Annotated in this window: 22 protein-coding genes; 9 read left to right on the top strand and 13 right to left on the bottom strand. The window is 65.5% G+C overall.

Annotation, left to right across the window (positions count from 1 at the left end; translation table 11 throughout):
* Positions 1–31 precede the first annotated feature (31 nt).
* The 5 genes from QNO14_RS06910 to QNO14_RS06890 all read left to right on the top strand — a co-directional run bounded on the left by QNO14_RS06910 (position 32) and on the right by QNO14_RS06890 (position 4016).
* On the top strand, positions 32–526 hold the full coding sequence (locus QNO14_RS06910; RefSeq protein ID WP_257506123.1) for a GNAT family N-acetyltransferase: 495 nt from the start codon (positions 32–34) through the stop codon (positions 524–526).
* Positions 527–1008: 482 nt separating this feature from the next.
* The gene (locus tag QNO14_RS06905; protein ID WP_257506122.1) at positions 1009–1233 is read left to right on the top strand and encodes a helix-turn-helix transcriptional regulator; all 225 of its coding nucleotides are present in this window, start codon (positions 1009–1011) and stop codon (positions 1231–1233) included.
* Positions 1233–2555 (top strand): site-specific integrase, encoded by a 1323-nt coding sequence (locus tag QNO14_RS06900; RefSeq protein ID WP_257506121.1) that lies wholly within the window; start codon positions 1233–1235, stop codon positions 2553–2555. Before QNO14_RS06905 ends, QNO14_RS06900 begins: the two co-directional genes overlap by 1 nt.
* A 224-nt stretch (positions 2556–2779) precedes the next feature.
* Positions 2780–3055, top strand: coding sequence for a hypothetical protein (locus tag QNO14_RS06895; protein WP_257506120.1), 276 nt, complete (start codon positions 2780–2782; stop codon positions 3053–3055).
* A complete protein-coding gene (locus QNO14_RS06890; RefSeq protein WP_257506119.1) occupies positions 3048–4016 on the top strand; it encodes a hypothetical protein in 969 nt (322 codons plus the stop codon). The genes QNO14_RS06895 and QNO14_RS06890 overlap by 8 nt, the downstream gene beginning before the upstream one ends.
* 86 nt (positions 4017–4102) lie before the next feature.
* On the opposite strand, the gene QNO14_RS06885 is transcribed toward QNO14_RS06890, so the two are convergent.
* The gene (locus tag QNO14_RS06885; RefSeq protein WP_257506118.1) at positions 4103–4633 is read right to left on the bottom strand and encodes a GNAT family N-acetyltransferase; all 531 of its coding nucleotides are present in this window, start codon (positions 4631–4633) and stop codon (positions 4103–4105) included.
* Positions 4634–4775: 142 nt separating this feature from the next.
* On the opposite strand from QNO14_RS06885, the gene QNO14_RS06880 reads away from it, so the two are divergent.
* Entirely contained in the window at positions 4776–5036 is a 261-nt protein-coding gene (locus QNO14_RS06880; RefSeq protein ID WP_257506117.1) for a hypothetical protein, read from the top strand.
* A gap of 70 nt (positions 5037–5106) precedes the next feature.
* On the opposite strand, the gene QNO14_RS06875 is transcribed toward QNO14_RS06880, so the two are convergent.
* Positions 5107–5421, bottom strand: a complete 315-nt coding sequence (locus tag QNO14_RS06875) for a hypothetical protein (RefSeq protein WP_257506116.1) — start codon at positions 5419–5421, stop codon at positions 5107–5109.
* A 285-nt stretch (positions 5422–5706) separates the two neighbouring features.
* Here QNO14_RS06875 and QNO14_RS06870 point away from each other — a divergent pair, with 285 nt between their 5' ends.
* Entirely contained in the window at positions 5707–6219 is a 513-nt protein-coding gene (locus QNO14_RS06870) for a hypothetical protein (RefSeq protein ID WP_257506115.1), read from the top strand.
* Positions 6220–6333: 114 nt separating this feature from the next.
* Here QNO14_RS06870 and QNO14_RS06865 read toward each other — a convergent pair whose 3' ends face one another.
* Both QNO14_RS06865 and QNO14_RS06860 read right to left on the bottom strand, forming a co-directional pair.
* Positions 6334–6885 carry a hypothetical protein gene (locus QNO14_RS06865; protein ID WP_257506114.1) on the bottom strand — a complete coding sequence of 184 codons (552 nt, stop codon included), beginning with the start codon at positions 6883–6885 and terminating at the stop codon, positions 6334–6336.
* Between the two features lie 266 nt (positions 6886–7151).
* Complete coding sequence (locus QNO14_RS06860; protein ID WP_257506113.1) at positions 7152–11624, bottom strand: sister chromatid cohesion protein PDS5; 4473 nt, start codon at positions 11622–11624, stop codon at positions 7152–7154.
* A 264-nt stretch (positions 11625–11888) separates the two neighbouring features.
* Between QNO14_RS06860 and QNO14_RS06855 the strand changes: the two genes are divergently transcribed.
* Together QNO14_RS06855 and QNO14_RS06850 are read left to right on the top strand one after the other, a co-directional pair.
* Positions 11889–12338, top strand: coding sequence for a hypothetical protein (locus QNO14_RS06855; RefSeq protein WP_257506112.1), 450 nt, complete (start codon positions 11889–11891; stop codon positions 12336–12338).
* Complete coding sequence (locus tag QNO14_RS06850; protein ID WP_257506111.1) at positions 12331–12909, top strand: hypothetical protein; 579 nt, start codon at positions 12331–12333, stop codon at positions 12907–12909. The genes QNO14_RS06855 and QNO14_RS06850 overlap by 8 nt, the downstream gene beginning before the upstream one ends.
* 98 nt (positions 12910–13007) lie before the next feature.
* On the opposite strand, the gene QNO14_RS06845 is transcribed toward QNO14_RS06850, so the two are convergent.
* The 9 genes from QNO14_RS06845 to QNO14_RS06805 all read right to left on the bottom strand — a co-directional run bounded on the left by QNO14_RS06845 (position 13008) and on the right by QNO14_RS06805 (position 22168).
* Complete coding sequence (locus QNO14_RS06845; protein WP_257506110.1) at positions 13008–13301, bottom strand: hypothetical protein; 294 nt, start codon at positions 13299–13301, stop codon at positions 13008–13010.
* A gap of 614 nt (positions 13302–13915) precedes the next feature.
* Complete coding sequence (locus tag QNO14_RS06840; RefSeq protein ID WP_374113958.1) at positions 13916–14491, bottom strand: hypothetical protein; 576 nt, start codon at positions 14489–14491, stop codon at positions 13916–13918.
* A 10-nt stretch (positions 14492–14501) separates the two neighbouring features.
* Positions 14502–14930, bottom strand: coding sequence for a single-stranded DNA-binding protein (locus tag QNO14_RS06835; RefSeq protein ID WP_257506109.1), 429 nt, complete (start codon positions 14928–14930; stop codon positions 14502–14504).
* Positions 14931–14984: 54 nt separating this feature from the next.
* Entirely contained in the window at positions 14985–16757 is a 1773-nt protein-coding gene (locus QNO14_RS06830) for a TraM recognition domain-containing protein (protein WP_257506108.1), read from the bottom strand.
* On the bottom strand, positions 16754–17263 hold the full coding sequence (locus QNO14_RS06825; protein ID WP_257506107.1) for a hypothetical protein: 510 nt from the start codon (positions 17261–17263) through the stop codon (positions 16754–16756). Before QNO14_RS06825 ends, QNO14_RS06830 begins: the two co-directional genes overlap by 4 nt.
* Before the next feature lie 68 nt (positions 17264–17331).
* On the bottom strand, positions 17332–18825 hold the full coding sequence (locus QNO14_RS06820) for a putative type IV secretion/conjugal transfer ATPase (protein ID WP_257506106.1): 1494 nt from the start codon (positions 18823–18825) through the stop codon (positions 17332–17334).
* Positions 18822–19301: a hypothetical protein gene (locus QNO14_RS06815; protein WP_257506105.1), complete on the bottom strand. Its 480-nt coding sequence runs from the start codon at positions 19299–19301 to the stop codon at positions 18822–18824. Before QNO14_RS06815 ends, QNO14_RS06820 begins: the two co-directional genes overlap by 4 nt.
* An 84-nt stretch (positions 19302–19385) precedes the next feature.
* Positions 19386–20849, bottom strand: a complete 1464-nt coding sequence (locus tag QNO14_RS06810; protein ID WP_257506104.1) for an SCO6880 family protein — start codon at positions 20847–20849, stop codon at positions 19386–19388.
* Complete coding sequence (locus QNO14_RS06805; RefSeq protein ID WP_257506103.1) at positions 20846–22168, bottom strand: conjugal transfer protein TrbL; 1323 nt, start codon at positions 22166–22168, stop codon at positions 20846–20848. Before QNO14_RS06805 ends, QNO14_RS06810 begins: the two co-directional genes overlap by 4 nt.
* Between the last annotated feature and the right edge of the window lie 10 nt (positions 22169–22178).

Below are 22178 nucleotides of genomic sequence, written 5' to 3'. Positions count from 1 at the left end.
CGCGATGGCGGAAGCCGGCAGGATCCGGGCGATGACGCCCGCGGACTGGCCTGAAGTGGCGGAGATCTACCGCCAGGGCATCGAGGACGGCGAGGCGACGTTCGAGACGCGCGTGCCGTCGTGGCAGGACTTCGACGCCGCGCGACTGTCCGACCCCCGCGTGGTCGCGGTTGACGATGGCGGACGGGTGCTCGGGTGGGCCGCAGCGGCGCCGGTGTCGGCGCGGGAGGCCTACCGCGGCGTCGTGGAGCACTCCGTCTACGTCCTGCGCGCCGCCCGCGGGCGCGGCGTCGGCCGCTTGCTGCTCAGCGCGTTCGTCGACGCTGCCGAGGCAGCGGGCGTCTGGACGATCCAGGCCAGTGTGTTCCCCGAGAACGCCGCCAGCCTGCGCCTGCACGAAGCGGCCGGGTTCCGCATCGTGGGTCGCCGTGAGCGCATCGCGCGCTCGGCCGCCGGACCGCACGCGGGCACCTGGCGCGACACCGTGCTCATCGAGCGGCGCAGCGCCCGCAACGGCATCCGCTGAGTCCCGGCGGCGGTGTCGGTCGAGACCCCGCAGCTCGCGCAGGCACGCGCAGGCGCGTCCGCGCTCGGGTCGACACCGTCCGACGTGCACAACGTCGCCAATCGGGCCGGCGGCCGGCCGGAACCAGGCCCGTAGGCCCAACCGGGCGCGGATTGCCGACGTTGTGCACAGCGACGGTCGAGCACCCGGCCCACGGGGCGCTCACATGGCCCCGTCCGGCACGGCAGAAGCCCCCCGGGTGGTGACCCGAGGGGCTTCTGCCTGCGCCGGAGCGTCAGACCCCGAAGTACAGCTCGGCTTCAGGATCTGAGATCGGAGGGTGTTCCACAGGATCGTACTCCCTGCGAACTAAGGGAAGTGCGATGCTGAGCATGGGGTGGGTCGCTGCTGCGGCTGTCCGAGAACCTGTCCGTTTTGCCGATTCTTGGCCGCCCTACGGGTCTTCCTGGGGGTCTACGGGAGGTGCCGCCTACCTGTTTGATATGAGCGCCGACCGCCCTCGCCTCTGGACTCCGCAGGAGCTTGCCGACTATACGGGCATCCCCATCAGGACGCTCGCTGACTGGCGGACGGAGCGCGCGCGCAGCCGAGGTCTCGGATTGCCGTTCGTCGCACTCTCGGCGCACAACGTCCGCTACCGCGATGAGGATATCGAGGCGTTCATCGCAGTGCGGATCGTGGCTCCCATGGACAGGGCGGCCGACTGATGGCGCGGCCGAAACGCGCGCTTGGCGAACTCGGCAAGGTGACCTACACCGTTGAGCCGAGCGGTCTCGTCATCGCGCGAGGACGCGTCTACGACGGTAACGGGCGCGAGCGTCGTCCGAGCGGCAGCGGAGCGACCGAACCCGAGGCGCTGGCCGCATTGCAGGAAGCGGCCGATGTTGCCGTCGGTCGAGTCCTGGCACCACGCACGCAGGTCATGACCGTAGCGGAGTTGGCGACGGCGTGGCTCAAGACGGCGTATCACGACGACGACCCCCGAGTGTTGCGCCAACGCCGCGAGCAGACCGTCGATGGCTACGCATCGGTGGTCCGAGCGCATGTCACCCCGCGCGCCGGAGCCATCCCTATCGCCGACATCACCGCCGATCGCGCCGACGGACTACTCATGGACATCGCACGGGAGAAATCGGTGACGACCGCAAACAAGGTTCGGAACGTGATGTCGCTCATGTTCGATTGGGCGATCCAGCAGGGACACTTCGCGACTACCGGGTCGATCCAGCAGACACGGCATGGGGCGGTCGTCGTGGCGAACCCCATCCGCGCGACCCGGCGAGCGGATGAGCCGGACACGGTGTACTTCGAACTCGACGCGGTACAGGTCAAGTACATCCTCCACCTCATCCGTGACGAGTGGCCTGAGCGACACCGGGCGCGGTATCCGGTGGGCCGACGGCCCAACTACAAGCTGCTCGCCGACTACATCCTGATCACGCTCGGCACCTCCGAGAGGACCGCGGAGCCCATTGCGATCCGGTTCCAGGACGTTCGGTTCGAGGCGGTGGAGCAGCCGGATGGAAGCCTCACGATGGAGGCGCTCGTCTGGGTCGGGGGGACGATGGTTCGCACGAAGTCCCGCGGCCTGTTCCGCCAGGACTCGCCCAAGGCGGAGCGGCAGAAGCGTTGGGTTCGCGTTCCGAAGTTCGCCGCCAAGGTGCTGAGCGAACTCGTGGCCAGCCATGTTCCCGATCCCGAACGGAATCCCGAGGACGTGCTGTTCACCACCGAGCGCGGCCGTCCGCGCGACCCCAGCGCAGTCGGCGGGCTGCTACGGATGTTCCGCCGCGAGTTCGAGCCGGAGCTCTTGTCTATCGGGGTCAACGCCGAGCACCTCACCTTCCGCAGCCTCCGCAAGGCCGTCGCCGCGGCGGTATCGGACACGGCCGGCGTCGAAGTCGCACGCGATCTGCTCGGGCACAGTGACGCGGCGATCACCGAAGGCCACTACGCGAAGCGCCCCGCCCTGATTGTCGAAATCGCGGCCGACGCGCTCGACGAGGTGTTCGCGGGCATCGACGCATGAAAGGCCGCGAAGAGGGAGAGCTGACAACGCATGATTGTGAGCAACTACGAGCCGCTGCTGCGCACGTTCGTCGACGACAACGCCGGTGACGGCCGAGCTGCTGGAGCGGGCATTCGCGAAAGAGGCGTGACCGCGACGGCGTTGACGGATTCCCCGGCACCGAGCATGTGCCGGCGACGCAGCCGCAGAGAGCCCGGAGGGAGCGATCCGCGCACCTTGATGTCATGACCGATCGAGACCACGCCGACGCCGTCCTTCAACACGTAGCGGTGCTCGCGTTCCTCTACTACCCCGGTATCCAGCTAGATGACCCGACATACCGTCTCGCCGAGGACATCGAGTGGTGTATCGCCCGACTCGGCGATGTGTCCGACACCGAGTCGGAGAGGATGCGGGCTCTCATCGCGCGAGCGATCATCGACCCGACGGCGACGCGCGAAGAGCTGTTCACCGCGCTCGCCCAACTCAATGGCGTGCTCGCTATGGGTCGCGATGAGTGACAACGCGCTCAACGACGACGAGCGTGCCGCGCGGCAGGAAGCACAGCGGCAGGCCTGGAACGACGCTCACCCGACGTACTACGCCGACTATCGCGAGCGGAACCGTGAGCACATCCGAAACACGAACCGCGAGCGTCAGCGGCGGCACGCGCAACGCGAGCGAGTGGAGAAGGAACGTCGACAGAAGGCGATTGAGCGGGCGAAGGCATGGGCCAGGGAGCATCCGGAAGAGCGTCAGCAGGCACGGGAGCGATACAAGCAGAAGCACGCGGAGGCGTATAAGCAGGCTCAGCGCGATTACTACTACCGGAACCGTGACGCGATCGCCGAGCGCCGGCGCGCGCGAGAGGCCGCGGACCCGCAGAAGGCGAACGAGGCTCGTCGTCGCGCGGTCGCCCGGGCACGCGCGGCCGGCCGTGTGTCCGAGTGGTCACCCAGCCCTTCTCAACTGGAGTCCTATCGGCAGCGGGAGAACGAAGCGCGGCGCCTGTCCCGTCGTCGCGCACGCGCCGGGCTGCCAGACCGCCGGCTTCACCGGGTGCTGGCTGCGGAGCGGAGACACAACGCCGCCGCGGCGGACGCGTTCTTCGCTCGGAAGCGTAGCCGGGAGGAGATTGCTCGGATCCGTGAACAGGACGCGGCGACGCCACCCGAGCTGGTGCACGCGATGCAGCGGCAATCAGAAGACCGGCGCGCGGTCCGCGAGGTTCTGGCCTTGGCGGACGCCTACTTCCCCGATCACGAACTCGAACTGCGGGCGCGTGTCGCCGAAATCTCGCGGACGCGCTTCCGTGCAGGGCTGCTCCCGCTCGACGTGTACACCGAGCCGCGCCGCCGCGCTCTCGAAGTAGCGAGCACCGGATATCTACGTCCCGGCGCCGTGTCTCCCACCTCATCTCTTGCCGTCTTCCAATGGCTGACGTCGGATCGTGCAGAGCGAGCGCCCGACATCCCGCTCTGATCTCGTGGCCGTCCTCGTCGTCACGCGCACGCGATGGCGCCACATCGGATATCCGTAGCCCGATGCTCGCGCGGACGTCGCGGTTTCTAGAGATCCTTGACCGTCAGCAGGGTGTATCCGTGGGCGGACTCGGGTTTGGCACGTCCGACTTCTCGGAACCCGAGCTTGTCTAGGACCCGCCGTGACGCCATGTTCCAGTCCCAGACCCCTGCCCACAAGCGCCGGTAGCCCGCCTTGCTCGCCCACGCGACAATCGCCTGACCTGCCTCTGTCGCGTAGCCGAGTTTGTGCGCGGCCCGAAGCAACTCGTAGGCCAACTCCGGCTCGTCGGGTGATCCGATCCCGTGAACGGTCAGTCCGCAATAGCCGATGACGTCAGCCGTACCCCTCAGCTCTACCGTCAGAAGCCTCGGACCGGATTCGTCATGCACGACGCTCATTTTCGCGGCGATGTCCTCGACGGTCGGTCGCCCCTCCGGACTGATCCGCCGATGAGCCGGCACCCGAGGATCGCGCTCGGTCCACAACTCGCGATAGACGGCGGCATCGCCGACATGCGGGCGCCGAAGGATGAGACGATCCGTCTCCAAAGGCTCCCCACCCAACGCAATCGGCATGCTCGCATTCTCTCAGCACAACAGTGCCCGCTGAGCGATCCGCATGCGGGCGTTGCGCGATGGTGGGACCACGCGAGCGGCGCTGCGGCCGCGGCCGGTATTTATTCTTCCCCGAGCGTGCAATATCTGATTTGCTGAGGCCATGACCACGAGTGGTTCGCGCGTTGCGCCCGTGCTGTGGCTCGGCATTGCGGGAATCCTCGCCGTCGCGGTGTTCTTCGCCCCGGTGATCACCGGCGGATGGTGCGCCGATGCTCCCGTCAGCGGAGCGTCGGCATGCGGAGCATTCGAGCGCTCGATCGTCGGGATTGACACGTCACTCTGGCTATGGCTCGCGCTGTCTGTCATCGTCGGCGTGATCACCACACTCAAGGTCCGGAGTCGTCGGTCGAGCCGGCCCTAGTTGATCCCTATGCGGGCGACGAACGCTGAGGGTGTTGCCGTGCAATCCGGATCCTCGGCGGTGGCCGCGGTCAATCAGTGAGCGTGACGACGTACGAATGCTCGGTCGGGTTCGTCCCCGCGAGCCTGGCGAGGGCGGTCCGGCGGACCTGGAGGCCGGCTCCGACTGGCTCCGGCTCGATCTCAAGGAGAAGTTCCCAAACTCGGCCGCGTGCATTGTCAGAAGCCCACTTCAGGGCCTCCTCAACGCCGGAAGCACCAACGAGGACGAACGCGTCGAGGTTATGCGCGTAGCCCGGTGCGGGCTGCTCCCAGAACTGCACTCGGTATATCGGGACCTCAATGCCGTACGCAGGTTCCGCGTGGCCCGTCGCGTGAATCTCCATCCCCGAAGTGTGGCAGGTACCCGCTTCGCTCCCATCCCCGACCGGGCAATGCACGAGGGCGGAGGGTCGCGCACGCGCGGGAGCGTGCGACCGGGGCTCGCTGCGCTTGTGCTCCAGGTCGTGATGTCACCCGCTGGTGCAACTTGCGATACTCACCGAGATCGGCTTCAGGACACTGACCGTGTCTGTGCGAACCAAGAGCCAATATCGACCACGGCGGGGCGCTCCACGATTCCGCTTGGTGGCCAGCGATGGTGCTCCGCAGTCGCGAGCTAGTCTCAGTGAGTGCCCAACGACGACGCGCTGGCTGCGGATCAGACGATTCTCAGCGATGACGGCTTGAAGGCGCTCGGGATGGTCGCCTATTGGGCGGCGCTCCTCGAGCAAACCCTGGCCGATGGTGTGCGTGATTGTTCAGGGCTCACGTACGCGAAGACCGATGTGCTCGTAGAAGGCAAGACGGGTGGTGCACTCATCGTCATCTTGCGGAAGTTCGTCAACGCCGACGCGCCGGTCCGCGACCCCGAGGTTCCAGACTCCATCCCTGACCCGGATGAGAGCGCGTTGACGGAAGAGCGCCTCCGCGCACTCAACCTCGCAAATCTCGCCATCACGAGGCGCAATCAAGTGCTTCATCGCGCGATGGGCGGGGCCCTAGCGGACGGCCACGTGGCGCTCTACACGAAGAATTGGCAGGGCGTCGTCGTCCCCGAGAGCGATATTCGAAACGTCGCGGATCAGCTCTGCGAGGCGTACTACGCGGTCCTGGACGTGGATATGCGAGCGCTTCGCCGCTAGGCATCAACCGTGCGCTCGATCCTCATGCGGGCGGTGCACGATAGCGGGACTTCGCGTGCGCCGCCAAAGGACTTGTGACAGCATCCTCGTGCAGGGAATGGGTACACCCACGCTCTAGTCGAGAGTCTTGAGCCGAGGATTCGAAGTCGGCGGCAATTGCCACCCGTGGCGCTCATGGATGTCCTTGACGAGCTCTTCGGCGTGCGCGCGCAGCTTGAGTAGCGCAGGTCCGTCATAACCCTTGGCTCGGAACAGGCGGAGATTCTGGCTGAGGGCTAGTGCCCATGTCATCAGCGGGTCGAGACGCTCAAGCCGCTGCTCAACCGTGTCACCCGGCTCAGCAGCATCCATGACCTGCCGTCCGAGGGTCGCCCCGAGGACGCGCTCAGCCTCGAGCCAAACGTCCAGGCCGTCCCAGTCCGTGTACTCGTCGGCGAGATCAATAGTCGCGATGCGCAGGTTCGCGAGGCGTTCGCCAACCGGCTCCATCGTCGGGTCGAACCCGATGAGGCGCTGTACAGCTTCCTGGGCAGCAGACCAAAGCGAAGTCGTCACCGCCTTGCGGGACTGTTGCAACGCTTCCTTGGAGCGCTTGTTGGACAGGAGCGTTCCGAGGCCGGCAATCACCGCCGCCAGGCCAGAGATGATGAGAGCCGCGATATCCACGGGTCGATCATGGCAGCTCAAGGGAGAAGGCGCACAGCGCGGCCTCCGACCGCGAATGACCTGACGATCCCCATACGTGCCATGCCCGGAGGGGGGACGTCGCGTACGCCTCAGGGAGCACACGATCCGATTGCGATCGCTCGACTTGACCCCAACTGCTGCCCTTCAAGGGGGAGGGTGGTTGCTGGGTCGCCGATTAGTGCGGCATGCATGCATACCTCGCCGGTGCACCGTAGCCAGACTCATCGGTGAATGCAACGACACCGCTACCGTTCTGCGTGCTCTAGGGTACGGTCAACTCCGTAGACACCAAGTTGCAGTAGCCGGTCGATGATGTCGAGCAGAGCTGAGACACGTTCGCTGTCGTCTGCCTGGGCTAGGCCCCGAATCACCAGCTCTGAGATGTAATGCGCGTCGCCTGCAGCCCCCGTGCGAAGATCCGCGATCTCGCTTCCGAATATGTCGAGAAAGCGATGCGCGGCCAAGTCCGTGAGGTCATCGACCTTATGCGAGGCCTCTTGCAGGACGATCAGCAGTTGCGGGGTCGCGTGGACGTAGCTCGGTGATGCAATCAGGTCTCCAAGCAAGCTGGCGAAGGGTCGGAGGTTCTCGCCCTTGAGATGGATGGCCAGTTCGCCGACGGCCTTTCGTACTTTGTCGTCGGGGTCGTGCATGAGTCGGCGCAGGGCAGCAAAGTTGAGCTCTGAGTTCGCGGCTCGATCGATTCGCGAACTGCATACGACTGCCGCGCCCGTCCTGATGTCGACGTCCCCGTCGAGTGCTCGCTCAAGTAAGTGCGGCCGTTCCCACTGAAGTGCTGCGAAAGCAGCCATGCTTCCGCCTACGTTCCTCACGTCTGCGTCGCTGGAGACGAGCATCCGGTCAATCACAGGGTCGATTAACTCTGGGTTCGCGTTGCCGATGTAGATCATCAGGTTGCGAACTGACTCTGACGCGAGAAGGGCGTCCTCGCTCTCGATGAGTCGATTGAATGCGGCGTAGGCCGTCGACCGTGCGTGGCGGAGGCAGGCAGCGATGGTGTGCGCGACGCAGGATCGGACGCTCAGGACCGGGTCGCTAGCGAGCGTGATGAGGTGGCGGGCGACGACTGCGGTGCGGTCGCCACGCGCATCGCGGACCAGGAGATCACCCAGTTCTTCCGCGAGAGATCCTCTTGCGGTATTGATGCCATCCTGACGGAGGTCGCGTCCGTGCCGCTTGCCGTCTTGACGGGTCACGATCGGCGAGTTGTCTTGTGGGTGAGGCGCATGCAGTGCGCGATCCCTCACCAACTCAACAAGATCGAGGGGGGTCTCATCGAGGACGCGCCGCAAAGACCAGCCGAGCCAGCGATCACAGTCAGTCAGTCCGAGGCTCATGATGTGCCGGATGGCGTCGAACACCGCAGGGAGGGCGGCGCTCGGGACAGTCGCCTCACCAAACCCCCAGAGCACAGCACTGGGGTAGGCCGGATTTGTTTCGGCCGTCATGCTCAGGGCGAGTCCGGCGAACCTGAGCGGATCGTGAGCTGTGCGCTCCTTGAGCACGTGCGACAGTTCGCGGGCGCCGCCCAGCGACGGGTCACGCTCTCGGCGATAGTCGTGGTCGTCCTGGTCGTGCTTCGTCATGGCGCGGAGCCATTGCTTGTCGGTCATCTTGCTGGCCGCCGTCGCGGCGATCGGCGGGCCGACCGTGTAACTGATGATGCCGGCCGGCGGATGCGGCGAGGCTACTCCGAACTTTCGCTGATACTCAGCCAGGCGTCTTCTTCCGGTATCGGTCAGACGCTCCTGGTCCAGTGCAGTGAGGAACTTGAACGCGGTGTAGCCGAACGAGACCCCGTGCTCGTAGGGATTGCGGAAGTCGCGCACCAGATCTTCGAGGCGGGCGTGGAGTTCGTCCGAGAGTAGAGGTGCGACGGCTTCGACGACTTCCCGAGAGAGCCAGTGGCTATCTGACGAGTAGCCGCTCTCTAACCGAGTTCCGCCCTGAAGGATCAGTTCCGCCGCCCACTCGGTGAAGTTGGCAGCGCCGGCGACAAGTGCGCGGAAGAGGAGCGCTTGCGCCGCGTCGTAAGGTGACGCGGCCAGAGTCTGCAGCCAGGGCTCGACCGTGATGGGATCACTCTTCGCCCAACCCGCGAGGGCTTGACCGGCGCAGTCGTAGAGCACGTCATCGACATCATCCAGGCCCGCCCGCGACGCGAACCGGAAACTGAAATGGCGGTCATGAACCAGTCCTCCGGGGATGGGTTCCATTGCGGTCTCTCGCATGACGTCCAGGAGATACGGAACGATCGCATCAACAAAGGCACGCGGCTCCGAGTTACTGGACTCCTTTATGAGTTCGATGACGCCATACTCGCGGCTGCCAAGGAGGATAGTCTTTCCGTCTTCGCCAGCGAGTAGTGCTGACGGGCTCTCGGCGAAACTCGCACGCAGCAGCTCTATCGCCCAGAGCGGCTTCCGCTTCGCGAGATCATGCGTCGACAGCCACAAGTTGTCGCCGACTGGACTGATTTCGCCGCGCCTCACCGCATCGAGAAGAAGCTCGAACAGAGGTCGATCCTGATACAGATCAGTTTGCTGTACGACCTGCTGGAGCCACCGCGCGTGGTCGGGAGCCTCGATGCGCGCATTGAGGAGTCCTATGACGATTGCTGAATGATCTGCACCACCGTTGGACAAGAACGCAACGCCTCGCTCGCGTTCGGCCGGACCGGTGCTATCTAGCCACGCCTCGACGAGGCCGCGGCCGTACACCGAGCGGAACCAGCTCGGTCGAGCGATCTGCTGCCATATGCGTGATGCCAGAGGGGGTTGAGTGGCCGCAAGGTGCAGAACGAGGTCGAGATCCGCGCCGGTCGGTGCGCCAATGTTGGCGAGGACACTGACGACCGTCTCTTTGATGTGATATCGGATCGCGGGATGACTAAGCACCGCCTGAACCTCGGAGCGCCAGCGGGATTCATCCCGTTCGCGCAGCAGTTCGAGAATCTGCCGGACTTGAGCTCGGCGGAAAAGCTCCTGCTCCTGGGCGCGTAGGAACTCCACCATCGACTGCTGCCTCGATAGCCACTGACGGGCGAAGGTGTAGTCGAAGAACGCCTCATGGAAGAAGGAAACGCGGCCGCCGTCGATGGCCAGAACCTGCTCGGATGCCAGCACGTGCGCATCGTTGATGTAATCGTCGCCGTCAAGAATCTCAACGTCGATCGACAGGCTCTGCTGGTCACTCGCTGCGTTCGCGACACGCGCTAAGACATCGCTGAAGCGGACCTCCGGATGCGAGCTTCGAACAGTTTGGCGTTTGCGGTTCCAGAACGCTTCAAATAGCGAGCCCCTTGATGTGAAGCTGAGGGCAGCGGCTTGGGTCGCAACGGTTTCAAGCAAGACGAGGTTGAGCGGCGTTCGAAGCAGTTCCCGCTGCGGCAGCGTGAGAGCCTCTGGGTTCAGACCCATCGCGCGTACAGCATCCGCAACGACTTCGTCGGTCAGCGGTTTGACGTTGAGCCGCTGAACATCCTTGCGAGCGTCAAGCTTGCGGATCCGATGGTCATTCTCCACGTCGAAGAGACGGCAGACGAGGATGACACTGACTCCATCGCTGGCCATGGCTTCGTCAATCAGGTCGGCGATCACGTCGTAACGCTCAGATAACCTGCCCGACGCGAGCGAAACAGCATCAAGCTGATCCACGACGAGAAATGCCTCGCGGCCGTCCGCGGCCATGCGCAACGCTGCGATCGGCGAGTCGCTTAGCCCTAGCTGCCGACCCAACTCTGCGGTGGACCTAAATGATCCGCGGCGGTCGAGGCGGAACGCCAGCACCTCGGCGCCGTTTGCCTGGAGATCGCCCGTCGCCTGATAGGCAACCGAAGTCTTACCCCCGCCCGCTGCCCCCACCACAAGCGCCAGACGGGTGGTGCGCAGCAGCTCAACAAGCTCAGCAGACTCTGTGCGCGAGATTGGTGGCGATAGCAACTCCCGCTGCACTGTCCTCCGCCAGCTTTCTGTCGCGGCGCCCACCTCCTCATGGGCAGTTTGCTTTGCCGATACATCGCGAGCGAAGATCCCGTGCTCGGCGAGTTCCTTGAGCAACTCCCGCCTCGTCAGACGCTGACGTAGATGCTGAAGAAGGACTGCCCCGACCGCAACCGGAATGAGCGTCTCCGCTGCGCCCTCGAGGAGGGTGCTGCCGAGCATGGCGTTGGTTTTGACGAGTTGCTGTTCATCTCCAGTCTCGAACCACATGCCCCGCAGGACGTGCCAGGCCCGCTCTGCGCTACCGAACACGTCCGGAGCGGAAAGCTCGTCGAAGACTGGACTCAAAGTCTTCGTGAGCTGCAGGGTCAAGAATTGGTCGACGTCGGCGGATTGTCGCGTCCACTCACTTAGAACCCGGAGCGGCCCGCAAGGACTCATCGAACTGAAGTGATAATCGCGGCCATCCGTGACGTGCCGAGCCGCGGCCGCGAAGACACCCCGACTCCGCAAAGCAGAGACCGTCCAATGATCATTGCTACTGTGTTGCCGCTTCACCTGGGTAACCGACACAGCGCCGTGTTCATCAACGAACGTGAATTCAGAGCCATCCGCCAACTCGGGATCAAGATCCTCAAGGGTGAGACTGCATCGCTCATCTTGGACGCAGCGCAGCGCATAGTGCACCGCCCATGCGAGTTCGTATCGGTTGCCGAGCTTGTCGGCGACTCCACCACCGGCGTTTGCCCTTCGCATGATCCTCCCTCGCCGATGCACCTATCTCGTCAGGACCTGACAGCTTCCGTCACCCTACTTCGGTAGCCCGCATCGCAGGCTAAGCGTGTTCGATGTTCATAGATGGGCGACGCGCCCGATTGAAGTGCATGAGGAGGAACACGGCCACGACGATACGATCCGATGCGATCGACGGTCGCTGCGCCGAACGAGATCGCATCGAGTTCGAGTCTCGCATCGCCCTCGCTTCACGCTACGCGGGGTACTGAGGGGCAGAATGCATTCATGACAGATGCGCCGAGCGAATGGGATCCGAATTCGATCGTCGTGGTCCCGGGGTTGCCCAACTCGCTTTCACGGCCGGACGGTGATGACGCGGTCTACCCCGGCTCCACTCTTGCCTTCGTTAAGGTTCTTCGAGGCGACGGATACCCGGTTCGTGTCGCCACGCCTGACAAGATCCGGGAGGTCAGCCACCACTCGGCAGAGCTGTGGCTGCCTCTCGCAGAGTTTGGACTAGCGGTTCTCGCCGGCGGTGCCGGTAACGTCCTCGCGGATATCCTCATGCGGCTGATGCCTCCTCCGCGCCGTAGCACCACCGCCCATATTCGTTGGAAGGTTCAGGGCAAAGATGGGGTGGCTCACGACTTCAGCTTCGATGGAGACGGGGATGCGGCAATCGAGGCCGCGCGCGCTTTCGAGCGCAGCCTTGGGTACGGCGAAGGTGATGACTGACGATGGCCGCACCCGCCTGGTCGAAGTGAGGCGGATGTTGGAGGTCTACCAAAGCGAGCCGAACGACGTATCGGATGAGGACCTTCGCAGCCTCCGTCGGAGCGCTCGGGCCGCAATAGATCGACTTGACGATGAGCCAGAGTTCCACGATGCGCACGAGACGCTAGACGCAGTTGGGAGCTTTGTTAGGCGGGTCAGACCGCATCTGTGCATCCTTGCTGCTGATGGCGAGGGCTACCTCCAAGAGTGTCCGGTGGACCTCGGTCATCTTCGCGTCGGCTTCAGCGTTGGAGTCGAAATCCTTGAGAGCCACTGCTCGATCTGCGAGCAGGATCCTTGGGAGTGCCCTCACATCCCAGGTGGGTCATACGGCGGCCAGCAAGCGACGAGAGTTGTCACCAGGGCAAACTTCTTCGAGGTGAGCTTGGTCGAGCGGCCGGACTTTCCGGACGCCCGGATCATGGGTCGCCCGATCTCTCGCGCGGAGGTGCAGGAGACTCTCGGCGCTCCGATGCCGGCAGGTGCGCAACCCGTATGCGATCGGTGCTTGGCGCCATGCGCGGGCATCTGAGGACGCCAAGAAGCACTCGAAGTTATCGAAGTCTTCCGTGAACTCGTGTGGCTGTTCACGCGTTGTGGGGCGCCGCAGAGAAGGGTGAAGCCTACGAATCACAAGTGAGCCTCATGTAGCAGCGATGCGCGCAGTGCGTCGGCACCTCTCGTGCGAACCTTGGCACTTCTGACGATGTCGGCGCTATCGCCTAGTTTCAGCGCATGGAATTGGGGAGTATCGAGCGGGTAGGCGCCGTAGGCGCTGTTGGCGCACTCTTCCTCGCAATCGTGCTGTTTGCGCGCGAACGAGCTATCGGCCGGCGCAAGAGCGTGGATGGCCTCATCAGCTGGCTGACCTGACGTGAGGTTCCCGGCCGCGACCGAGGCGTTCGAATCGAGACGACCGTCCACCTCTGTAATTCCGGCACTCGCCCCGTGCATGCGCCGCTGCTGTTCTATCCGGACGCGCGCGGTGGTTACGGGTCAGAGATCGTCAGCGACGATGCCCGTCCGACGATGCTGCCGCCGGGAGCTGAGATCCACCGTGTGATCCAGGGGTGCCCCTCGAAACACCGTCGCTTGCTACCTCTGGATGACCAGCGAAGACGGTCGCGTCTGGATCCGCAGGGTCGATGCACATCGGTACGTGAACAGCTTCGGTCACCTCCTGCTCACGATCCTCCTTCTCGCGTTTGAGCGGAAAGGCGGATCCAGTTCGAGGCGCCGACACCAGCGAGCGAGCGAGTTTGAACGTGCGTCGCGCAACGCGCGTCAGCTCCCTCCGCCTCGTTGAAGCGACTCTCCCTCAGTGCGTCATCAGTGCGTCCTTTGGCGCAGCGACGCGAATGAGTCCCTCGGCGTACGCATGCCGGTCCATCAGCGCGCGAGCCTGACGATGAACTGGACCAGGCATGCGGGGTTCGCACAGGCAGCGGCCAACGACAACTTCGATCGCATGACCCGCCCGCTGGCTTGCACGGTCCACCCCGGCCATGCGGGCATCCGTATGCCTCACCCGAGTCGATTCAAGGGTGATGATTCGAGGCGGCGGCTTCGGCCATGAACGCGTCCTCGACAGCGCGACGGTGGGCGACGTCTTCGACGACGAACTTGCGGAAGTCGGCTCCGCGGTCCTCGATCGTGACATCTTCAACCGACGGCGCCGGGTCCTCCCCGGGCCACGCGGTCTGACGTGTCGCCCTGTCGCGGTCGAGGCGCGAGCCGCAGGCAGCGACCCATTCGTGCAGACGTTCGCGGGCCTCGGCGAAGTCGCGGTGCCAGCCGAAGGGAGCGGAGCCGTGCTGCTCCTCGTCGTAGGCGCACAGCCAATGCAGGTGCAGCGCGGACAGCTCCCAGACGAGTTCGGAGTGGCGATGCCACAGCGGCGGGATGACCGACGGTCCGAGCCCGTATGTGCGGCGTAACCAGTTGACCCACCTGTCGAGTTCAACCCACTCGAACGCCGCTTGATCGGACGTGAGCAGGTTCCAGTTCACCGGACGAGGGATGGTGGGCAGGCCCCCTGGCTCCACATCTGGTCCGTCCGGCGCCGGCATATCGAACTCGTAGCCGGGAAACTGCAGGGCCTCGTCGGCAGACATGGGGGCTACCTCAGAGGGAGACCGGGCGCACGGCGGGCTTTGCCGGCGCTGGTGTCGGTGCAGCCAGGGGCGGTGCTGTGTGGCGGCGACGCTGGAGCGTGTAGTTCGTCCGGGCGGAGTCGTGGCCGAGGCGCTTCGCGACGAACTCCTCGGTCTCGACTGTCTCGCCGTCGCGTTCCCGTGGGGAGGTGTGGGTGTAGCCCTCGGCGATGAAGGCGTCCCCCTTGTTGAACATCGCGTACGCCCGTTCCGCGTTTCGCCGGAACATGACGAGATCGTGGTACGTGTTCTCCGTTTGGGTGAAGGTGCCGTCCTCGTTGCGTTCGAAGTGCTCCTGCCCGATCCGCACCCAGAATCGGGCCTCGCCCTTCGCGTTGAACGCGAGCTGAGGCTCCGATGCGAGGAAACCGGAGAGGGACTGCTGCGTGTGGATCGTCATCGGATGCTCCTACCGAGGGGCCGCGGGTCGGCCTTCACCTAGTAGGTGCGTCACTTATCCCCGCCGTAGTTGCTCCTCGACTCGCGCACGGTCCTCGCGTAGCAGCGCACCGTTCGGGCGAGAGCCCCACTCCCGCATGCGAGCAACGATTGGCGGTGCGGCTCTCAGCATCAGGAGCGCGGTGCCGTACGGCAGCGTCCGGATGACGTCGGGCGGCATGATCGGAACTCGCCGCGTTGATCGCTGACTCGAGCGCAGCCCTCGTTCGCCGACGGTGATCGAATCGGTGACCTCGTCACGGTCGCCGATCAGCGTGGAGATGTCTTGGAGGTCACGGGAACCTGAGGCGCCGCCGAGCACGATCTTGGCGATGCTCGCGTCCCAGATTGCGGTAGCGGCGTTGTCACCCCACCGCTGCCGCGCCTGCGCGAGCGACTGAAGCACGGGCATCGTGGTGATCCCCGTGCCGCCGCCTTCCGCCATCAGGACGGGCAAAGACGGCAGCGGTGCGAGGTTGCCGATCTCATCGAGCGCCAGAAGGAGTGGCGGATCGAGCCGCGCGCCGGGAGATCGCGCGGCAACGCGCCTGGCCGTCTCGACGAGGTCCTCTACGAGGGCAGCGACCAGAGCCGAAGATGCGCCGGCGCCCGCGCCGGTCGCGAGGAGGTACAGAGTGCCGTTGCGCCGGAGGAAGGTCTCTGGATCGAACTGCTCGTCATCGCTCGGGCTGACCGCATCGAGAACACGAGGGTCGGCCAACGCTGCCAGAGCCAACGAAACACCTTGCCAGATCGAATCGCGCGTGCGGGGGTCGGCGTCGATCATCGCCTCGAGCGACTCCGCCCATCCGGTTGCAGCGGCAGGGTTGCTCGTCAGGATGGCGACCGCGTCCTTCGCCGCGGCGGGGTCGAGTGTCCACCGAAACAGCTCGCCGGGCGAGCGGCCGTCCAGCGCTGCCGCGTGGAGGAGCGCCTGCAGTGCGGTGCGGGTCTTGCCTTCCCAGAAGCCGCCGTTCTCGACCCCGGCGCTCGATAGCCCTGTGCCGGCTGCGAGACCCGCCGCTCGGATCATCGCGGTGAGTGGGACCTCGCACCCTCGCACGGGTGACCACCGCAACCCCGCCGGCACCCCTGGGGCAAGCTGCTGTGGGTCGAACACGGCGACGGGCCCCCGGCTCATCCGCGAGCGAATGGTGGTCGTGAGGTTATCCGGCCGGGTCGAGGTCGTGACGACCGCGCCAGGAGCGTCGAGGATCGCGTTGATGACGATGTGTGCGCCCTTACCTGATCGGGGAGGACCGATCACGAGAATCGAATCCTCGACCGAGGCCCAGACCTTCGTTCCTCGCGCTACCCCGACGAGGTAGCCCACGTCGTCGGGCCGGGGCTTCGCGACGGACGCTCGGAGGTGCGCGGCCCGCGACAGCAGCGCGCGCTCGGAGGCAGCGCGCCGCACATCGGTCGACGTCGCAATCCCGACGATGCGGTTGGGGTCGGATTTCATGTGTCGAGTGTGATCCCGGAGCACTCGCCACGCCCACCACGCTACGACGGCAATGAGTGCCACGAGAGCCGTCACGACCGACCAATACACGAGAGGGTTGAGCCCGGCCGCGCCCAATGCGATCCCCGGGTCTGCGGGCGAGTTGAAGACACCGAACCCCGCGCCCAGGCCGCCGGTCGGCTGCTCCGCTCCTGATACGAAGGCGGCGACATTCCCCGCCACGCGAAGGATGCCGGCAACCGCGATGACCGCGCCGAGGGCGAGCAAGGCGAGATTGGTCAGTCCGTCCTGGCCGGAAACATCCACACCGTGGTTGCCAGTCACGTGAGATATCCGATGACGCACGTGCCGGAGGTCCGTCCAACGAGCACGACCTCACCGTCGACGCTGCACTGGCAGACCCCTGGCTCCAGCAGAGCGCGGGCAGACCCGTCCGCGGATGCCTTCGTGTGTCGCACGATGATTGCGACGGCGACATCCTCTCCGGGGAGGAAGCCTTCCTCGCCGAACGCGGCGTGCGGCGACGCGATCAAGGGGAGGGCTTCGATGAGTGCGTCGGCCACGCTCGCGCGGTTCGCGGGCGCGTCCTCCCGAACATGCGGCTGGGCGTTCGGGGCAAAGGATCCCTGCAAGGGGCGGGTGACGAGGTCGGTGAAAACGGTGCCGTCCGTTTCGTAGACGAGTACCCGCACGGGCGACCCCCGCTCTTCCAGCACCGTGTCGATGACTGCCGCAAACGACGACCGGACCCAGGCCGGCCCGAATTGAGGTGGCTCGAACGGCACGCCGTCGACCGCTACCGCCATCGTGCCGTCTGTGGCGATCGTCATCGAGATCACCGGAAGGACCGGCGGCACCCGGATCGCATCGGTCGTTCCTCGTACTGCGTGAGTTGTGCTCATTTCACGCCCTCCGTCATCCGGCTCGTTGTGTCGAAAGCTGCGAGCTCCGCGGGGTGCAGTTGGTGCTGAACCACGAAGCTGCGGTCCTTGATCCGCCACAGCCCTTGGCCTGTGCCGAGGCCCGGCAGCAGGCCCTGCTCCGTGCCTGTGAGGCCCAGCGCACTCGCAGTCGCTCCGAGCTGGTCCGCTTCCTGCCGGTAGATGATCCGGGTCTCGGCGTTCGCGAGCAGAGACGACGCGATTGCCCGCATTGCCGAGCCCTGGTCGCCGACGTTGTCCAGGTCGGAGAGCTTGTGGAACACGAGGAGGTTCGCAATTCCGTAATGGCGGGCGAGGCGCCATTGAGCATCCATTCGTCGCAGCAAGGCCGGGTGGGACATGAGGCGCCAGGCTTCGTCGTAGATGACCCAGCGCTGCCCGCCGTGTGGGTCGAGGAGGGCGGACTCCATCCACGCTGACGAGCACGTCATGAGAACGGAGACGAGCGTCGCGTTCTCGGCCACTCGCGACAGGTCGAGGGAGATCATCGGAAGGCTCGGGTCGAACGTGACTGTGCTGGGCCCGTCGAACAGCCCGGCGAGGTCGCCGGCGACGAGCCGACGTAGCGCGTGCCCGACGACTCTGCCGTCCTCGACGAGCCGATGATCAGCCCGTTGAGACACGTCTGGCGAGAGAATTCGGTCAACGACCATAGGCAGGATGGGGATCTCGCAGGACCTGACGGCGTCAGCGAGGGCGAGGTCGATCGCGGTGTGCTCTAACGGACTCAGCGGGCGCTCGAGCACCGTTTCGGTGAGGGCTCCAATGAGGTCACGGCGACGAGACGCGACCTGGCCTGCCCAACTCTCATCGGTCACGCCGGACGGGCGGTGCCCTTCGTCGAGCGGGTTGAGCCGGTTTGCCATGCCGTGTCCGAGCACGATTGCCTGCCCTCCGACGGCTTCGGCGACGGCGGTGTGCTCACCTTTCGGATCTCCGGGTACGTAGACGCGGCGGCCGAAGGGAATCGACCGCGTGTAGAGACTCTTCACGAGCGACGACTTACCCGAGCCCACGATCCCCGCCAGGACGATGTTCGGTGCCGTGATCATTCCGCGCGAGTAAAGCACCCAGGGGTCGTAAACGAACGACGCACCTGAGTAGAGGTCTTGCCCGACGAAGACTCCTTGTGAGCCGAGTCCGCCCTCGGCGAGGAACGGATACGCTCCGGCAAGGGTCGCGCTGGTGTCCTGGTGGCGCGGGAGTCGGAGCCGACCAGGGGTGCGTAGCGCAGCTGGCCGTGATTCGCCCGCTGCGGGCAGGTACGTGGTCGCGCGGCGTTCAGCGCTTTGAGCGTCTGATTCGGCGCGGTCGGCTGCGGAGACGGCGGCTCGCGACTCAGCGGTGAGCCGTTGGGTTGCTTTCCGCCGGACGCGGCGCTCCTTCCTGCGTTCTCCGGCCGGGTCGACGAGCACCGCGGTGTGCACTCGTTCTTCCTTCTGCGCGCTCACAGCGACAACCCCGTGCGTCTGCGAACACTCGCTCCCGACCCTGGGGAGGCGAAGGAGTTCGTGTGTTGGAAGGAATCATGCGGATTGATCCGCGGTGCGATCCACTCTGCAACGGGCACGGCGGCTGCGGCGGAGTCCCATACGACTCGGCCGGAGTGCTGAGACGCCCGATCGACCGCCATACCTGCTCGGGCAACGAGGGTCGACGCTCTCTCTAGCGCATTCGCGGCTGCGTAGGCCTCCTCCACGCCGGCCCAGTGATCGCCGTCGTCCGTGCGGGCGCTGGCCGCTGCGCTCGTGTGGGCGGACGAGAGCTGGTCGAGCACCTGCTTGAGGGATTTAAGGCCGCCCACCAAATTCTCAACCACGTCGTACGTCTGTGCCGGGTCGTCGACGGAGCGGGTAGCGGCCGCGAGGGCGCGCAGTGCTTGCCGCGCTTCCTCGCCATCGTCGATCGGGGTCTGGGATATGGGCATTTCGCTTCCCTTGCAGCGGAGTCTTTAAGGAGGTGCGTCCGACGTCCCCGCGTGTTGACGTCGCCAGCGTCGGGCACGCGAGAGTCAAATGGGTCTACACAGGGGCAGCGCGGCGGCCGCGAACGCCTGCGCTTGCTGCCCGACGAGCCGCCGCGTCTCGCAGGCGGCTTGCACGGCGGCTTGCTCGATAGCAGCGATCGCCGCATCCAGCTCATCGATCTTGGGTGCCGACACTGCGACGAGACCGGTGTATCGCAGCACCCCGTGGCCAGCTGTGAGATCCGACTCCTGCTGGACGACGTCGTTGTACTCGGCCGTGCGCGCGGCATCCTCGATCTGACCGATCTTCGCGCGTTGCGCGGCATCCGAAAGGAGTCCGACCTTCTTTCTCCGGATATCCCGCGCGGCGACGTCGGCGCGGACCGGCGTGCAGATGAGTGTGAAGGTGCGCTGGATGCCGGAGGTCAGCAGTAGTGGCGACAGGAAGCCTGGGAAGACCTGCGATCGCGGCCATTCCGCGATCCAGAGGACCGCGTGATGGGCGGAGTCGGTGTGGAGCCGATCCCAGGATTCGGCGACCGCGACGGGTCCGGCCGTTGCGAGTGAGTGGCCTATGTCGCCGTGTCGCTCGAGAGCGGGAGCGGCGGCGGGATCATATGCAGATCGCAGCGCGACGGCGACCTCGCCTGGTGTGAGCCATCCGGTGGGCATCAGGTCGGCCGCACGCAGGGCCGCGGTGAAGGTCGTCATCTCTTGGCGGAGTACGTCAGCCGCTCCCTTCATGCCACCGCCGGCGGCACGGATCTGCCGCGCTGCCGCACGCACGTCCAGTGCGAGAGAGATCGTCGTCGCGTGTCGCTCGCCCGCCGGTCCGGCCCGCTCGATGAGCTCCTGATAGGTCACAGCAGGCCACGAGTTGTCGTTCACACCGTGCCGTGCCCACCATTCGGCCAGCCCGCTTCCCGAGCTGGGAACCGTCCGTTCAGAGATCTGCACGCGGGCGATGCGACCCGACCGGCACACCGTCGCCAACACTCGCCCCCAGCCGGCTACTCGACGCTCCTGCTCCCCGCTGTCGAGCAGCACGAAAGCCGGGTGCGTGATGCCGACAACTGCCGTCAAGGTCTGGGCGTGAGGGTCCTGGATCATCGCCGCGCCTGTCTCGGGATCGATCCACTCACGTAGCGCTGCGGCATCTCCCGGCAGCGCAAGCGTTCCGGCGGGGCGCGGCGTTACGAGGTCAGCGCGGAACCGGAGTTGGCCTCCCACGCTCCGCCACACCCACCGGACAGCGATCGGGACCCATTCGATGAGCTTGCGTCCACCAACGGGGAGGAAGGCGAGCACGACGCTGGTGAGCCAGATAGGCGAGGTCAGGCCGAACAAGATGCCGCCGCCCATATAGACGGCGGTTGTGAAAGCGATGAGCCCGATGGCGAGCGTCACGAATTGCGCGAGCGAAAGCCCGAGCATCACTCCTCGTTTCGGAAGTCGCGAGAACTGAACTGGGTGGAGTTGGTTCGCGCGGCGCGTGTTGTCACCGGTCATGCCGTTGTCCTTTCGCGCGGGGTGGGAAACGGGTGCGGGGGAGTGGCCGTCGGGCGCGGCGGCGGGATCGGGGCTACGCCTGGCTGCGAGCCGTTCGAACCCGGAGGCATATCTGCCGGGGCGGCGCCCTCGGCGTGTCCTTCCGCGGCTGTGCCTGCCGCGCTCCCGAGCTTCGGACCAGCGCCAGCCGCCTTGGTGGCCACCTGCCCGCCAATGACGGCTGCGGTGGCCGGGCCAGCAGCCGCCGCGCCGCCCGACGCTGCCGTGCTGCCGCCGGATCCCGCGGCGCCGCTGGTCGCCTTGGCCGCAGCGGGGGGTGCCGAGCCACTGGATGCCGCGCCGCCTCCATCGAGAATCGACTTCGCCGACTTCGCCGTCGCGGGGGTGACCGGCACAGGTATGGGGCGATTCATCGCGCCTTTCGCCTCCTGTTCGGTGGACATCGCGTGGTACATGTCGACCCCAACGAAGGAAATGAACTTGTAGGTCATGTAAGGCGCGAAGGCCGCGACAAGCATGAGCACGACTCCGGCGACCGGGTCGCTGATGGAGGCAAGGTCGAGATCGATCGGCGCGGCAGTCTGATTGATCGCGACAAGGAAAAGTACGACGAGCACCAGCTTCGAAAACACGAGTGCAACCACGAATGCCGCCCACTTGCCGAACCAACCGCGCGCTGCGTCCCATGAGAACCCCGCCAAGGCGATCGGAGCGAACACGATCGCCACCAGGAGCAGCGCCTTCCGGATGAGGAGCGAGAACCACACAATCGCCGATGCCGCGATCGCAAGTCCGGCGAGGAAGATGGTCATGATCGCGCCGACGCCGGGGCTCGTGATGTTGATCGCCACAAGGCCGGTGGCCATGAGAGCGATCCTGTCTCCCATCCCCTCCATCGTGTTCCCAGTTGCCTGGACGATGCCGATGGCCAGACGATCCGTGATTTCCAGCAGGGTTGCTGTGAGCGTGATTACGACGAAGGAACCGAGCACGGACTTGCCCAGCCCCACCGCAGCACGCGAGAGGGCGGCCGGATCGCGATGCGCCAACCCGGTGATCAGCTGCAGGCAGAAGAAGATGAGCATGACGAACAGCGCGACGCCGAAGAGCAGGTTGTACACCCGGATGTACTGCTCACCGGTGACGTCAACGAGGGTCGTGGTGTCGAAAACGGCCCACACGGCTTGAAAGAACCAGGCGGCGGAAGCGGCGAGCGTGTGGGCGAGCCAGTCGAAGGGGGCCGCGACGAGCGAGGCGACACCCGATCCGACTGTCTGGCACACCTCGGCGATCACAGGGATGTCGCACACGCCATCCACTCGGGTCGCT

Origin of the sequence: Microbacterium sp. zg-Y625 (genome assembly GCF_030246925.1) — a bacterium.
In the GTDB taxonomy this organism is placed as follows: domain Bacteria; phylum Actinomycetota; class Actinomycetes; order Actinomycetales; family Microbacteriaceae; genus Microbacterium; species Microbacterium jiangjiandongii.
This window is presented reverse-complemented; position numbering and strand designations above follow the sequence as displayed.